The organism is Hymenobacter sp. DG01, from assembly GCF_006352025.1.
GTDB lineage: Bacteria > Bacteroidota > Bacteroidia > Cytophagales > Hymenobacteraceae > Hymenobacter.
This window is the reverse complement of sequence record NZ_CP040936.1, coordinates 4451476-4466638: the sequence shown is the minus strand read 5'-3', so window position 1 is coordinate 4466638 and position 15163 is coordinate 4451476. Positions and strand designations below refer to the sequence as shown.

Here is a 15163-nt window from a genome sequence, read left to right as displayed (position 1 = left end):
TTTTGTCCACCCGCTACAGCAAAGGCCCCGGCTTCCGCATGAAGCCGGGGCCTTTGCTGTAGCGAGGGGCCATTGCTTTACCCAGGGCTGTTTTGCGTGGGAATTGTCAGGCCCTGTGCGGTGCTGCTTCTTATAAAACCGAGGCCTATGTTATCGTACCGGACACCGTTGCACAGAGCCAGCAATGGCTTCCGGACAGCTTTGTTTCCTGGCATAGGCCCACCTGAATATAAGCCGGGTTTGGCCAAAACGCCTTAGTTTGCAGTACCCACCTTTGATACGGCAGCGCTTGCGCGCCGGGCGGCACAGGTATTCACTTGCACCCACCGCACGGTGTTTCGGTCCTTGTTTTACCCTGCCTGGTTGGCGGCGCTATGCCGCCTATGTTCCACCTAATTCCTTGAGATGCCCCGCACCCTTATCGTTTCCAACCGCCTGCCCACCAAAGTCCTGCGCACGGAGCAGGGCCTTACGTTTCAGCCCAGCGAGGGTGGCCTTGCCACCGGCCTGGGCTCCATTTACCGCACCGGCACCAACGTTTGGGTAGGCTGGCCCGGCCTGTTTGTTGAAGACGCGGCCGAGCAGGAATTTGTCACGGAGCAGCTGCAGCTTAACAGCATGGCGCCGGTATTCCTGACGGAAACGGAAATTCGGGACTACTACGAAGGCTTCAGCAACGAAACGCTGTGGCCGACCTTCCACTACTTCCCGCAGTACGCTACCTATGAAGATGCCTGCTGGGACGCCTACGTGGCCGTGAATGAGAAATTCTGTCAGGCCGTGCTAGCCCTGGCCGGCCCTGAGGACACTATTTGGGTGCATGACTACCAATTGCTGCTGCTGCCCGAGCTGTTACGGCGCGCCCGGCCACACGCCACTATCGGCTTCTTTTTGCACATTCCGTTTCCTTCGCAGGAGCTGATTCGGGTACTGCCGTGGCGCACGGAGCTGCTGCGCGGCCTGCTGGGTGCCGACCTCATCGGCTTTCATACCTTCGGCTACCTCCGCCACTTCCTCAGTTCCGTGTCGCAGCTGCTGGGTCTGCCAACGCAGAACGGGCAGGTGGAAACGGCTACCCGTACGGTGTTCGTCGATACGTTTCCGATGGGCATCGACTACCGGCGCTACGCCGAGGCTGCCGCATCGGAAGCGGCGCTCCAGCACGCGGCTACCTACCGCGAGGTGCTGCGCGATACGCGCGTTGTACTCAGCATCGACCGACTCGATTATACCAAGGGCATTGCCCAACGCCTGCGCGCCTTCGCGCAACTGCTGGAGCGCTACCCCGAGTGGCGCGGGCAAGTGTGCCTGCTGATGGTGGTAGTCCCCTCCCGCGACCAGGTGCCACAGTACGCGGCCTTAAAGGAGGAAATTGATGAGCTGGTGGGCCGCATCAACGCCCAGTACCGCACCATCAGCTGGAACCCCATCCACTACTTTTACCGCTCATTTCCCTTCGACGAGCTGGCCGCGCTCTACCACCTGGCCGAGGTGGCGCTGGTGACGCCCATGCGCGACGGTATGAACCTGGTGGCCAAAGAGTTTGTGGCCTGCAAAACCGACCAGCGCGGCGTACTTATCCTCAGTGAGCGGGCCGGGGCTGCCCGCGAGCTATCCGACGCCCTCATCATCAACCCCACCAGCACCCGCGAGCTGGTGGCTGCCCTGCACGAAGCCTTGATTATGCCCGAGGAGGAGCAGCAGCAGCGTCTGGCGCATTTGCAGGACCTGGTGCGGCGCTACGACGTGTTTGAGTGGACCCAGCTGTTTATGAGTCGCCTGGCCGACGCCAAGGAGCGGCAGCGCACCCTGGCCACCGCTCTGCTCGACGAGCTCACTACGGAACAGCTGGTGACCGAATACCGCCGGGCCGAGACGCGCCTACTCTTGCTCGACTACGATGGTACGTTGGCTCCCTTCCACGCCAATCCGCAGCGTGCCCGCCCCGACCAGGAGCTGCGCCTCCTGCTGCGCGCCCTCGCCGACGACCCGCGCAACCGCGTGGTGGTTATCACTGGCCGCGACCGAGCTACGCTGGAGACCTGGCTGGGGCATTTGCCGGTGCACTTCATTGCCGAGCACGGCGTATGGCTGCGCCCGGCCGGCAGCCAGTGGACGTTATCCCGGGAACTACAGGCCGACTGGAAAAGCGAGATTCGGCCGGTGCTGGAACTGTACGTGCGCCGTACGCCGGGCTCATTCATCGAGGAGAAAGATTACTCGCTGGTATGGCACCACCGCCGCGCCGACCCCGACTTGGGCCAACAGCGGGCCAGGGAGCTGATGAGCCACCTCACCTTTCTGATAGCTAACACCGAGCTGCAGGTGCTGGAAGGCAACCGCGTAGTGGAGCTTAAGCACAGCGGCATTAATAAAGGCACCGCAGCGGCCCGCTGGCTGGAAGCCCAGCCGGCCGACTTTATGCTGGCACTGGGCGACGACCGCACCGACGAGGACACCTTCCGCACGATGCCGCCCCAGGCTTACACCGTAAAGGTGGGTAGCGCGCCGCGCTCTTTGGCCCGCTACCATGTGCCCGGCGTAACCGACGTGCGCAACCTGCTGCGCCGGCTGCTGTAACGGGCTTTGCTTCCAGGCATGGGCTATGCCTGATGTGTAGGGTTCTGCCACGGCATCCGTTGGTGCGGGCATCGTCAGGGCTTCTACCGCTGCCGGATTGCTGATGTAAGTATTAAAGCCCAAGGTGCTCGCAGCACGGAAGTAAAAACTAAACCGGGTCCACTAGGGGCAACGCAGGCGCTCCGTCTGCCGCCAAGGCTGCACGCAACAACGAATGCCAGCGGGTTATACGTGCAGTAGCCTGGGAAATAGGGTGGCCCTCTTGTGGCGGACGGCCGTACTACCTGCTGTTACCTTATGAGTCGCACCCTCTTCCCGGAGGGCAGCAGCTTGTGATTATCATTGCTTCGAATGCTCAATTCGCCCACTCGTTACGCCCGGGCCCTGGCCTGGCTGGACCGCCACCTGATCCAACGCCTGTACTCTGACCGAGTGCGCCGGTTAATTCTGCAGAGCTTCCCGTTTTGGTTTGCTTCCGTGGTAGTAGGCATTGTTGCCGTAGGCTACGAAAAGCTGTTCGTCTGGGCCGAGCAAACCAGCTTTGCCTGGTTGCGCGAGCAGCCGCTGCTGGCCTTCGGACTGACGCCGCTGGCCTTTCTGGCATCCTGGTGGCTGGTACAACGGTGGGCTCCGGCCGCGCGCGGCAGCGGCATTCCGCAGGTAATGGCCGGCATCGAGCTATCAACACCCGGCCAGCACCACCGCACGGGCTACCTGCTCAGCCTGAAGGTGGCCTTCGTGAAGGTGCTCAGCAGCGTGGTGCTGCTGCTTGGTGGGGGCGTAATCGGCCGCGAGGGGCCTACCATCCAGATTTCAGCCGCTATCTTTCGGGCCATCAACCGCCTGCAGCCGCCGGGCTGGCCGCAGCTTTCGCGGCAGATTGCCCTGGTAACGGGCGGTGCGGCGGGGCTGGCCGCCGCCTTCAACACCCCGCTAGGCGGCATCGTGTTTGTGGTAGAGGAGCTGACGCAGATGCACATGGCGCGCTTCCGCATGGCGGTCTTTTCGGCGGTTATCGTGGCGGGCCTCACGGCCCAGGCCATCCTGGGGCCCTACCTCTACCTGGGCTACCCCCGCGTGACGCCGCATGCCGGCTGGTTTCTGGCCACAGTGGCGCTGATGGCTGTTATTTGCGGGCTGGCCGGGGCCTTGTTTGCCAAAACCCTGCTGTGGATCAGCGCCTACCGCCGCCGCTTTACCACGCTGGCCCAACAGGCGGGCTGGGTGCTGGGCTGCGGCCTGTTGATGGCCGGCCTGGCTTACTGGGTAGGAACCGAAGGTGTAGGCACGGGCAAGCCCATCATTAACCGTCTGCTGTTCCAGAACGACGGCCTGACGCCCTGGCACCTGTTTCCGGTGCGCTTCGCGGGCATGGCTCTGAGCTACAGTGGGGGCGGCGCGGGCGGGGTATTCGCCACTTCCTTGAGCGCGGGCGCGGTACTTGGCGATGCCCTGTGCCGCCTGGGTCAGGTGCCAGCAGATGACCGCAACCTGCTTATTCTGGTGAGCATGGTAGGCTTTCTGACGGGGGTAGTGCGCTCCCCGTTTACGGCAGCCATTCTGGTGCTGGAAATGACCGACCGCCACGGCGCCATCTTTCAGCTGCTGCTCAGTGGCATGATGGCTCAGGCCGTTGCCTCACTGGTTGATTCCCACTCCTTCTACGAGCATCTCAAGATGGGTTTTCTGCGCGAAACGCTTAGCCAGGAGCATCCTCCGGTGCGCAAGTAGCACCGAAGAAGCTCCCGGCAACTAGTTCGCGCATTAATCAGCCAACGCCTCCGGAGCGTCCTGGGTAGTGGGGTACAGGCGCCGGATCAGGCGCTCCAGCGTGAGGCCCTGCCCGATGACCGAGAACAGCACCACGGCGTAAGTAATAGCCACGATAAGGTTTTTGTTGGGCACCTCGCTGCTGATGGACAAGGCTAGCGCCACCGAAATACCCCCGCGCAATCCGCCCCAGGTCATCATCAGCGGGGCTTTGCTATCGAGGGTGAGCCAGCGGCGGGCCAGCCGGTACGGCAGCCACACGGCAGCGTAGCGAGCTAGCAGCACCAGCACTACAGCCAATGCGCTGATAAGCCAGTAAGCTGCCTTAAACTCAATGACCAGCAGCTCGATGCCGATGAGCACAAACAAAAGCGCATTGAGCACCACATCGAGCAGCTCCCAGAATTTGTCCACGTACTCCTCTGTCTGATGGCTCATGGCATCCTGCCGGCCCCGGGCGCCCACCAGCAGGCCCGCCACTACCATGGCCAGCGGCCCCGACACATGCAGGTGCTGGGCCAGCAGGTAGCCGCCCACCACGGCCGCCAGCGTGAGCAGCACCTCGGTTTGGTAGTGGTTAATAGAGCGTAGCAGACGGTAAAGAATATAGCCCAGTACCAGTCCGAATATGATGCCCCCGCCGGCTTCCTGTAGAAATAGCAGCCCGATGCCTCCCACGCTCAGCTCCTGGCCCAGCACCAACTCATAAATAGTAGCGAAAACGACTACCCCTACTCCATCGTTGAAGAGCGACTCGCCCACGATGTTGGTTTTCACGCTCTCGGGCAGCTTGAAGCGGGCCAGGATACCAAGCACCGCAATAGGGTCGGTGGGCGAAATCAGGGCCCCGAACAGCAGGCACAGTGGATAAGCCAGGCCCAGTCCCAGCCAGGCACTTATCCCGTAGAGGCCCGTGCCAATGAGAAAGGTGCTCAGCACCGTCCCGGCCAGGGCAAAAAGCATCACCGACCGCCGCTCCACCCGCAACTGGGCCGCATCGGTGTGGAAGGCGCCGGCGAAAAGCAGCATGCTCAGCATCACATCGAAGAGTACCCGGTCGAAATCAATAGCAGCCACGGCCTGCCGGGTCAGGGCAAACCACGTCGGCTGCACCGCGCCTACCCCCAGCAACAGCAGCGAGAAACCCAACGACACGACCATGATGCCGATAGCATCGGGTAGCTTCAGAAACCGGGAGTTGAGGTAGGCAAACGTTGCCGCTACCACAATCAGCAGCGTAAGCAGGGTAAATACATCCATAGCAAGCGGGAGTATGGCCGCGCCCTAAGGTAGGCGGCCCCGGTGACTCAAGGGCGGGAGTTACCGCCCGCACTCTGCTCAACTCATACGCACGCCATGACACATGGGTGGCACATACCTTCACCGGCAGGAGTGCGCGCCAGCTTTTGTGCCCGCGCCGGACTACTGCGCTACGCGTACCAGCGCAGCCGCTGCGACTCCCTCTCTGCTCTTACCGCCAGACCAGCGAAGTCGCCAAGCCGCTCCCCCTGCTTACTATAGTAAACACACTCCTGACCAATAGCTTACAACCCCATCCGACAGCGGTGCTGAAAGCAGCAGGGGTAGGCCCTGGCGCTTACAGGCTATGCAGAATAACGTAGAGCGAAACCAGGGAAACTACCAGCCACAGCCCGCTACCCAGGATGAAAGGCTTCGGCCCGACGGCTTTCACCGCCCGCATGGAGAGGCCCGCCCCAATGAAGAACAGGGTAACGGTGAGGCCCAGCTTGGCCAGCTGCACCAGGTAGGGCGCTACCACATGCGTAGCTGGCACGTAGGTGTTCAGGAGCATGGCCCCGATAAAGCCCAGAATGAAGTAGGGAATCTTGACTTTCACATCCTTCTGCCGGAACACCAGCGCCGTACCGAGCGCCACCGGAATAATCCAGAGGGCGCGGGCCAGCTTCACGGTGGTAGCTACCTGCAGGGCCTGCTCACCGTAGGCGGCGGCAGCTCCGACTACCGAGCTGGTATCGTGAATGGCAATGGCGCACCACAGGCCAAACTGGTTCTGGGTCATGCTGAGCGCGTGCCCTACCACCGGAAACGCGAACAAGGCCATAGCATTGAGCACGAACACCGTGGCCAGCGCCACCGACATTTCCTCTTCCTTGGCCCGCAGCACCGGCCCCACCGCCGCAATGGCCGAGCCCCCACAGATGGCGGTACCGCAGGAAATCAGGTGGGTGATGTGGCGGCCCAGCCCCAGCCAGCGGCCGGCCACGTAGCCCAGCCCGAGGGTGCCGGCAATGGAAGCTACCGTAAACAGCAGCCCTTGCTGGCCCGCCTGCACGGCCGCTTGCGCGTTCATGCCAAAGCCCAACCCGATAACCGAGTATTGCAGAAGCTTGGCCGTGAGCTTGCGGGTTTGCGCCAGAAACGGATTTCCCACCGTTTGCGCCAGCACCAGGCCCAGCGCCAAAGCCACCGGTGGCGTCGCCCAGGGCGTAAGGCAGAAACCCAGCAGCATGACAAACACCACCTGAGGCAAGCGCCCGGAGCGGTTGGCCGCCGGAGCGGGGGTAGCACCTACCAGCGTTGGAGTAGGCGGGGTTTGCAAGGCCTGCGGATGCGGCTCGGGAGCATCAACGAAGGCCGAGAGGTGGCTAACGGGGCGGGTGGTTTTCATGGGTGAGGGGCGGGTACTGCTGGTCAAAAGTACGGGAGCCCCTACCCCCATGATAATCCCAAATGGTTATCTAGTATTACTTAAAGTTATACTGTTGGTGTGCGTAGCGCAGAAAACGCTCGGCAGCCCTGGGCAAGGGTTGGCCCTGCACCCACAGCGCCTCGAAGCTGCGCGGCAGCTGCAGGTCCTGAATGGGTACTATCTCCAGCAAGCCTGCTTCCAGCTCCCGCGCCAGGGCCCGCCTCGACACAAACCCCAGGGCTTCGGGCGCGGCTTCGAGGTAGGATTTGATGGCCTCGGTGTTATCAAAGTAAAAGGCTACGCGCAGGTCGGTGAGCTTGATTTTTCGCTCGCGCAGGGCGAATTCCAGTACCTCCAGCGTGCCTGAGCCCCGCTCCCGCAGCACCAGCGGGTGGGCTACGGCCTCGGCCAGGGGCATGGGCACCGGAGGCGGACCGGCAGGGGTGGCCTTGCGCACCGCCACCAACTCATCGGCCAGCAGGGGCTCGTAGTGCAGGTCGCGGCTTTTGGAGCGGCCCTCCACGAAACCGAGGTCGAGCTGGCCGCTGAGGATGGCTTCGGCAATTTGCTCGGAGTTGCCGTTGAGCAGGGTCAGCTCTACCTGGGGGTAGCGTTTCTGGAAGCCGGGCAGAATACCGGGCAGCACGTACTGGGTGAGAGTGGTGCTGGCGCCCAGGCGCAGACGGCCGGCCGCTTCGCCGTGCAGGTTGTGCAGCTGCTCCGTGAGCTGCTGGTGCAGCTGAGCTACCTCGTCGGCGTGGGACAGGAGCAGGGTGCCGGCTTCGGTGAGGCTCACGCGGTTGCCGCGCCGCTCAAACAGGCGCTGCCCGTAGGTGCGCTCCAGCTCCCGGATGTGCTTGGTAATGGCGGGCTGGGTAATGTAAAGCTCCTGCGCTGCCTTGGTAAAGCTTAGGTGCCGGGCTACCGACTGAAAAACGCGCAAACGAAAATCGGGCATAGATGCAAGGTACGCGGGTAGGCGAACAGGGCAAGAGCAGCCCCGCTGGCCTACCCCCTTCCGCTGATGCAAACCTGCTTCTGCCTAACTTGCTTCTTTCCTCTGTCTCCCTGAATCCACCCCATGAAAAGACCTTTCCTGACTGCGCTGGCGTTGTTGCCGCTGGCCGCAGCCGCTCAACAAAGTTCCGTGTACACCCCCGAGCTACTCTGGAAGCTGGGCCGCCTGGGCGAAATGCAGGTGTCGCCGGACCGCAAAACGGTGGCCTACACCGTAACGCGCTACAACCTCGGCGAAAACAAAGGCAACACCGATATCTGGGTGGTGCCGGTAGCGGGCGGCGCGGCCCGTCAACTCACCAACACGCCGGGTTCGGAAAGCACCCTAAACTGGCGGCCCGATGGCAAGCTGACCTTTCTCTCCGGCGAAGGCGGCACGGAGCAGCTCTACGTGATGAATGCCGACGGCTCGGGCAAGCAGAAGCTCAGCGAGTTTCCCGACGAGGGGCTGGCTAACCTGAAATACGCGCCCACCGGCAAGTTTATCCTCTACACCCAGGATGTGAAAACCGGCAAGTCGGTGCAGGACTGGTACCCCGACCTGCCCAAGGCCGACGCCCGCATCATCGACGACCTGAACTACCGCCACTGGAACGTGTGGGACGATTATAAGTCGAGCCACGTTTTCTTTCAGCCCCTCGGCGATGATGGCAAGCCCACCGGCTACGGCAAGGATGTGATGCCCGGCGAGCGGTTTGACGCGCCCCTGGCCCCGCTGGGCGGCTCCGAGCAGCTGGCATTTTCACCCGATGGCTACCGGCTGGCCTACACCTCGCGCAAGCTCTACGGCAAGGCCGAGGCCGAAAGCACCAATTCTGATATCTACCTCTACGACATCCGGGAGGGCAAAACTCAGAACCTGAGTGAGGGCCTGGGCGGCTACGATGTGGAGCCCGTTTTCTCGCCCGATGGCACCAAGGTAGCGTGGCTGAGCATGGCTACCCCCGGCTTCGAGTCGGACCGCAACGGCATTGTGGTGTATGACTTCAAGACGAAAAAGCGCGAGGACATTACGAAAGGCTCGGAGCAATCGGCGGCCAACATCCGTTGGAGCCCAGATGGCAAGACCATCTACTTCCTGAGCGTGCTGGAAGGTACTGAGCAGCTGTTCTCCATCCCGAGCAAGGGCGGCAAGCTGAAACAGCTGACCAAAGGAGCCCAGAACTACAACAGCTTCGAGCTGGCCGGTCCGGACGCGGCCATTGCCAATAAAACCACCCAGGCCCAGCCCGCCGACCTCGTGCGCCTCGACCTGAAAACCGGCCGCGAAACCTCGCTCACCCGCATCAATGAGCAGGAGCTGGCGGGCGTTCAACCCGGCAAAACGGAAGCCCGCTGGGTGCGCACCACCGACGGCAAGCAAATGCAGGTGTACGTTATCTACCCACCCGATTTCGACCCCAGCAAAAAGTACCCTACCCTGCTCTACTGCCAGGGCGGGCCGCAAAGTCCCATCACCCAGAGCTTCTCGTACCGCTGGAACTTCCAGCTGCTGGCGGCCAACGGCTACATTGTGGTGGCCCCGAACCGCCGCGGCCTGCCGGGCTTCGGCACGGAGTGGAATAACAGCATTTCGGGCGACTGGGGCGGGCAGCCCATCCGCGACTACCTCTCGGCCATTGACGCTGTGAGCCAGGAGCCCTACGTGGACAAGGACCGCCGTGGCTGCGTGGGCGCCTCCTACGGTGGCTATTCGGTGTACTACCTCGCGGGTAATCACGAAGGCCGCTTCAAGACTTTTATTGCACACGCCGGCCTCTACAACCTCACCAGCTGGTACCCCAGCACGGAGGAAATGTTCTTCGCCAAGCACGATATGGGCGGCGCGCCCTGGGATGTGCTGATGCACAGGCCGCCCCACAAAGCTTACACCCACTTCAACCCGCAGCTTTTCGCGAGAAACTGGGATACGCCCATGCTGGTGATTCATGGCGGTAAGGATTTCCGGGTGCCCGAAGGCCAAGGAATGGAAGCTTTTGGCACCGCCCAGCTGCGTGGCATCCCCAGCCGCTTCCTGTACTTTCCCAACGAAGGCCACTGGATCAGCAAGCCCCAGAACTCGGTGCTCTGGAACCGCGTGTTCTTCGACTGGCTGGCCCGTACTCTGAAGCCCGAGGGACAAGCAGCTAAGTAGCCCCTACCCCCTTCCTGATAATAAAGCCTACCCAGGTGCTGGGTAGGCTTTATTATTATACCTCCTTGCTCCGGAAAAATCTACTTTTGGCCGATTAACTTATGCTTACGCTATGTCTTTCTTAACCCGATTGCTCGCCAGTGCTACTCTCTGCCTACCTGTTCTTACCAGCCAAGGCCAACAAACTACCCCCGATACGAGCCAGACGCAAACCATAACTGCAGCCCTGCCGTTTCAGCTGCCGCTGATAGCGCTGGTGCCCGGCGACAACTTTGGTATCAGCCTGCAGGATTCGCTGGCGCGCGCGGCTTATGCCAGAAATAAGGTTCGGAGTATCACTAAGATTCAGGTGTGGGAGAAGAGTGGCGAAATTGATTCGCTGGAATACCTGGAGCTGGACCGCCGTGGTAATAAAGTACTGCTGTATAACCCCACTTTCCAGGCTCGTACCATGCGCCGCTACGATGCCCGCAACCACCTCATTGAGATTTTGCAGTCGCCCCACCCCGGCTACCCCTACCAGGTTCGGGAGGTAATGGACCCCGCCAGGAATACCTACACCGCATATCACTACCTCTCAGAGGCGCCCAACCACTTATACCGGACCGTTACGCACCGCTACCACGCCGATACGCTAGTAGGCACGGCGGAGCTACATCAGCCCGAGGTGCGCCAGGGCTATACCCTAACCCGCGTAGTGTCGAGGAAGTACACCGCAGGCCCCGATACCACTCGCCTCGACTTATTTGGGTACGATGAAACCGGGCAGGTACGGGTGCACGAGGCGCTGTATTTCATTTACAAGCAAAAGGCGTTGGTAGAGAGTGGGGAGGTAACCTATGAGCAGGCCCTGCAACACCTGCTCGCTACCTCGGCCAAGGCCAGGCAGCAGCGGAGCCAAGGGGTAACCGATGCGGTACTTATTGCCCGGCAGGGCGGCGAGCTTAAGGGCCGATACCAGCCTACTGCCTACTTCTGGTACGATGAAAAAGGCCGGCTGATCAAAACGGAGAACCGCAGTCGGCAGCAGAAAACAACCCCGTCCACTACCCAGGGCCAGTACGGTACCATGACGATCAGCAGCGCCACGTCCAGCCAGCATGTGTATCAGTATGATAAGCAGGGCCGGATGATACGGGAAGAAATCCGGAGCAATTTCGCGCCAACGCGGCAGGGGTTGCTATCAGCGCCTCGAATTCACGTTGTCATAGAGAAAACCTATTCTGGCAAAGGGCTGCTGCTTACCGAAACACAGAACAATGGCCGCTCTGTGGCACGCTACGAATACCGCTATACCTACTATTAAGCGAAGGCAGCCTTCGTCTCAACGGGCCTGAACCTGCGGCCCTGAAACGAAAACAGCAAGGCCCAGAGCTATAGTTGCCACGTAGGGCCAGCGAATATGCAGCAGTGGCCAGGCAACAGAGCCACAAACAAGCGACTCTGCACCGTTCTGGTCCCGCTGGCAGCATCTCCTTTTCAACAATAAATATATTTATTGTGCTATAAAATAGTAGTTACTTACGGAGACAGACATTTCTGCTCGCACACCTATGTGGCTCCGTCTTCTGATACTTTTTCTGCTGAGCGGCTGGCTGCTGGCCGTACCCGGCCGGGCCGCGGCCCCACCCGGCCCCCTGCGCGACACCCTGCTTCTGAAGGACCCGAAAGGCGCCCATATTTCGGAGGCCTACCGCTACTACACCGAGCCTTTTACGGAGCCGGTAAACCCGGAGCAGGTGGAGGCCCAGTGGCGGGCCGGCAAGTTCCGGGCCGGACCCTGGCACAAACCCCTGAACCTGGGCCTGCGCCACGAGCGGGTATGGCTGCGCCTGACGGTGCGCAACACCGATACCCTGCGTCTGCGCTTTCTATGGAGCATCTTCAACTTCACGGATAGCGCCGCCTTGTACTGCCGGCGTCAGGGCGAAGCCACTTTCCGGCAACTGGGGGCGGCCAGCTCCTGGGTACCGGCCGCCGGGCGGGCCTACCCGGCCCGGTCCCTAAGCTTTCCGTTTGCCCTGGCGCCCCAGGAAACGGCCGTCCTTTATCTGCGCATTGATCTGCACGCCGGGGCCCTGTATCTGCCTACCTACATTGAAACGGCCGAGCACTTCCTGGCCTGGGAGATGAACTTCCCGTTTGAGCGGCACTGGGTCTGGCTGCTGGGTTTTTACCTGGGTAGCGCCCTGTTCAACCTGGTCCTGTTTACCTTCCTGCGCGACAAAATTCATGTGTGGTACGTGGCCTACGTGGCGTGCGTAACGGTGTTTCTGATGATGGAAGATGGCCTGGACGCCATGCTGCTGCCCACGGCCCCCTACCAGCTGCTCTGGACGATAGGGCAGTTCAACTTTCTGGTGCTGGCCGCCGCCGCCGGCATCCGGATTATGCAGCTGTTCGTGCGGCTGCGCACCGGCTGGCCCCGCTTGCACCAGTTGGGCAGCGGCCTGGCGGGCCTGGCCGTGCTGTTTGTGGCGCTGTACGCGGCCCTGGCTCCGTGGGCCGTGCGCCACAGCCTGGCTTTTCTGCAGGTGCTGAATATCGGGCGCGAGGTACTGCTGCTGGGCCTGTTCGCCTACGGGTGGGTTACCCTGCTGCTAGTGGCCCGCTCCCGGTCCCGGCGGAGTCTGGCCGCGTACTACGCGCTTACCTACCTGTTCTTCTTCACGGGCTTTGCCATTTTCTGGAGCAACCACGTAGGGCTGAGCAGCTTCAACCCCGTTTATCCTAATCCGCTGGCCTGGGGGTTGTTTCTGGAGCTGCTGGTGCTGAGCGGGCTGCTGACGGGCCGCTTCCGCCACACCCTGCGCCAGAATGCCCGCCTGCGCATCCGGCAGCTGCGCCAGCGCAACGCCCAGGGCGCCCGCCTGATTGCCGCCCAGGAAGAAGAACGAAAGCAGCTGGCCCGGGAGCTGCACGATGCCATCGGGCCCAACCTGGCGGCCCTGCACTTCGCCTGGCAGGGCCCGGCCCTGCGCCAGGCCCTGGCTTCCTCGCCGGAAGCTGCCACGGCGGGCCGCCAGACGGAGCTGCTGCTGCGCCACCTCACCGACGAGGTGCGCACCTTTAGCCATACCCTGCTTCCGGCCGAGCCGGGCACCGGTACTCTGCGCGAGGCTATGGCTACCCTAACGGAGCTGCTCAACCTCTACGGTGGCCCCGCGGTGCACCTGCAGGCCCCTGCTTCTTTAGATGAGCTACCCACGGCTCTGCAACAGGTAGCCTACCGCATCGCCGCCGAGTTGCTCAACAACGCCGTGCGCCACGCCAGCGCTACCACGGTGCAGGTGGAGCTGCAGCGTCTGCCCGCCGCCCTGCACATTCGGGTGCAGGACAATGGCCGGGGCTTCGACCAGAGCAAGACAGCCAGTGGCATTGGCCTGCGCGGGGTGCAGGCCCGCGTTGACTACCTGCGGGGGCAAATGAGCGTGGATAGCACGGCCGCAGGCACCTGCATTACCGTGAAAGTGCCCTGCTAGGAAACCGCCCTGACTTTAGCGGGCCGCACGGCCCGCCCCTGGCGGCGCAGCACGGCCCAGAGGCCCAGCACCACTACCCCACACCCCAGCCCCAATACCGGCGCCGACACCACCCGCAGGGCCCAGCCCGTGATGTAGGAGCCACTGACTCCGCACAGGTTTACCAGGGCCATGTAGGTAGTAAACTGCGAGCCTTCGATGCGGGGGCGGCACAGGGCCATGAGCAGGGGCATGGCCGCCACGCTCAGGCTGGGGTCGGCGAGGTTCCAGATCAGCAGCCCCAGGGTAGCCACCGGCCGGTAGTGCCACCAGAAGCTCAGGCCGCAGAACACCACCAGAAAACACCCCAGTACCAGCAGCACCTGCCGCTGCAGCCGGGCGGCCCCAAGGCGGTCGGCCAGCACGCCCCCGGCCACAATCAGGCACAGCGTGGCCGCGCTGCCCCAGCTGCCCTGCAGAATAGATACGTCGGCGTCGGGCCAGCCCAGCTTCTGGATAAGGTGATAGGAATAGGCCCAGCCGAACACCCCAAAGCACAAGTAGGCCAAGGCAATGATGCCAAACAGGCGCAGGGTGCGCGGCTCCGTGATGGCGCGCAGCAACTCCCGAAACAGCCAGGCCACCGGGGGGTTATCGGCGTTGCGGCGGGCGCCGGGGGGTAGGGCCCCGAAGCGCGGCACCAGCCGATCAGTGCGCTCCAGCCGGATAAAGAAGGTGAGCACCGTGAAAGCCAGTAGCGCCACCGACTGCGCCAGCGCGGCCTGAAAAAACCCATAGCGGTGCAGCATCCACGACAGCCCGGCCGCCCCCAGTGAGGAACCCAGCAGAAAGCCCCCGCGCATAAAGGCATTTACCCTACCCCGCTCCGCCTCCGGAACCACCGCAATGGCAATGGCATCCACGCTGGCATCCTGAACGGAGGCGAAGACACTGTGCACCACAAAGGCCAGCAGCATTAGCCGGAGCTGGGCGGCGGGGTCATGGACTAGCAGCAGCGCCAACGAGGCCACAGCAGCCAGCAGCTGCGTGAGCACCACCCAGTGCTTGCGCTGCCCAATGATGGATTCCTGATACTTGTCAATCAGTGGGCCCCACACGAACTGCAGGGTCCAGGGCAAGCCCACCGCCGCCGAAAAGGAAGCCACCGCAGCCGAATCCAGCCCCTGCCCGATCAGGTAGTTTACCACGGCCGTCAGCCCGAAGCCCGCCGGGATGCCCTGCATTACATAGAGGTAGAAAAAGGTAAAGTACCGCAGGCCGGCACTCTCACGCAGGACAAGATGATTCACGGGCGGGCAGCTGATAGTGAACAGGATAGCCCACGAATCTAACCAATTCCCGTTGAGTTGCTACCCACGCTCCCATCCGACGGGCAGAGCCCGTCTGACCAGTTGCCGTCCGCGCCAGCATAACACCATTCGCCTACCCCCGAATACTGCCTGAACCCAGTCGGACAAACGTCAGCACCGTCAATCGGTCGGATGAGTTCCGCCTAGTCCTACCGGGTAG

The 15163-nt window shown here is 62.2% G+C and carries 9 protein-coding genes; 5 read left to right on the top strand and 4 right to left on the bottom strand.

Annotated features, from left to right (window positions below):
• The first annotated feature begins 405 nt into the window (after nt 1-405).
• Together FGZ14_RS19040 and FGZ14_RS19035 are read left to right on the top strand one after the other, a co-directional pair.
• Complete coding sequence (locus FGZ14_RS19040) at nt 406-2580, top strand: bifunctional alpha,alpha-trehalose-phosphate synthase (UDP-forming)/trehalose-phosphatase (protein WP_139925738.1); 2175 nt, start codon at nt 406-408, stop codon at nt 2578-2580.
• Nucleotides 2581-2931: 351 nt separating this feature from the next.
• Complete coding sequence (locus FGZ14_RS19035) at nt 2932-4311, top strand: chloride channel protein (protein ID WP_139925737.1); 1380 nt, start codon at nt 2932-2934, stop codon at nt 4309-4311.
• 33 nt (nt 4312-4344) lie between these two features.
• On the opposite strand, the gene FGZ14_RS19030 is transcribed toward FGZ14_RS19035, so the two are convergent.
• The 3 genes from FGZ14_RS19030 to FGZ14_RS19020 all read right to left on the bottom strand — a co-directional run bounded on the left by FGZ14_RS19030 (nt 4345) and on the right by FGZ14_RS19020 (nt 7979).
• Nucleotides 4345-5610, bottom strand: a complete 1266-nt coding sequence (locus FGZ14_RS19030) for a sodium:proton antiporter (protein ID WP_139925736.1) — start codon at nt 5608-5610, stop codon at nt 4345-4347.
• A gap of 337 nt (nt 5611-5947) precedes the next feature.
• A complete protein-coding gene (locus FGZ14_RS19025) occupies nt 5948-7000 on the bottom strand; it encodes a YeiH family protein (protein ID WP_180754418.1) in 1053 nt (350 codons plus the stop codon).
• Between the two features lie 76 nt (nt 7001-7076).
• On the bottom strand, nt 7077-7979 hold the full coding sequence (locus FGZ14_RS19020; RefSeq protein WP_139925735.1) for a LysR substrate-binding domain-containing protein: 903 nt from the start codon (nt 7977-7979) through the stop codon (nt 7077-7079).
• A 123-nt stretch (nt 7980-8102) separates the two neighbouring features.
• On the opposite strand from FGZ14_RS19020, the gene FGZ14_RS19015 reads away from it, so the two are divergent.
• From FGZ14_RS19015 to FGZ14_RS19005, 3 genes are all read left to right on the top strand, one after another.
• Complete coding sequence (locus FGZ14_RS19015; RefSeq protein ID WP_139925734.1) at nt 8103-10172, top strand: S9 family peptidase; 2070 nt, start codon at nt 8103-8105, stop codon at nt 10170-10172.
• 112 nt (nt 10173-10284) lie between these two features.
• Nucleotides 10285-11478, top strand: coding sequence for a hypothetical protein (locus tag FGZ14_RS19010; RefSeq protein WP_139925733.1), 1194 nt, complete (start codon nt 10285-10287; stop codon nt 11476-11478).
• A gap of 247 nt (nt 11479-11725) precedes the next feature.
• Entirely contained in the window at nt 11726-13654 is a 1929-nt protein-coding gene (locus FGZ14_RS19005; RefSeq protein WP_139925732.1) for a 7TM diverse intracellular signaling domain-containing protein, read from the top strand.
• Here the strand turns inward: FGZ14_RS19005 and FGZ14_RS19000 are convergent.
• Nucleotides 13651-14943, bottom strand: a complete 1293-nt coding sequence (locus FGZ14_RS19000) for an MFS transporter (protein ID WP_139925731.1) — start codon at nt 14941-14943, stop codon at nt 13651-13653. The two genes, FGZ14_RS19005 and FGZ14_RS19000, sit on opposite strands and share 4 nt — an antisense overlap.
• Nucleotides 14944-15163 lie beyond the last annotated feature (220 nt).

Coding starts and splice junctions, on each gene's coding strand:
- FGZ14_RS19020 (WP_139925735.1), bottom strand. CDS start 7,979: ATGCCCGATTTTCGTTTGCGCGTTTTTCAGTCGGTAGCCCGGCACCTA.
- FGZ14_RS19005 (WP_139925732.1), top strand. CDS start 11,726: ATGTGGCTCCGTCTTCTGATACTTTTTCTGCTGAGCGGCTGGCTGCTG.
- FGZ14_RS19025 (WP_180754418.1), bottom strand. CDS start 7,000: ATGAAAACCACCCGCCCCGTTAGCCACCTCTCGGCCTTCGTTGATGCT.
- FGZ14_RS19035 (WP_139925737.1), top strand. CDS start 2,932: ATGCTCAATTCGCCCACTCGTTACGCCCGGGCCCTGGCCTGGCTGGAC.
- FGZ14_RS19010 (WP_139925733.1), top strand. CDS start 10,285: ATGTCTTTCTTAACCCGATTGCTCGCCAGTGCTACTCTCTGCCTACCT.
- FGZ14_RS19040 (WP_139925738.1), top strand. CDS start 406: ATGCCCCGCACCCTTATCGTTTCCAACCGCCTGCCCACCAAAGTCCTG.
- FGZ14_RS19030 (WP_139925736.1), bottom strand. CDS start 5,610: ATGGATGTATTTACCCTGCTTACGCTGCTGATTGTGGTAGCGGCAACG.
- FGZ14_RS19015 (WP_139925734.1), top strand. CDS start 8,103: ATGAAAAGACCTTTCCTGACTGCGCTGGCGTTGTTGCCGCTGGCCGCA.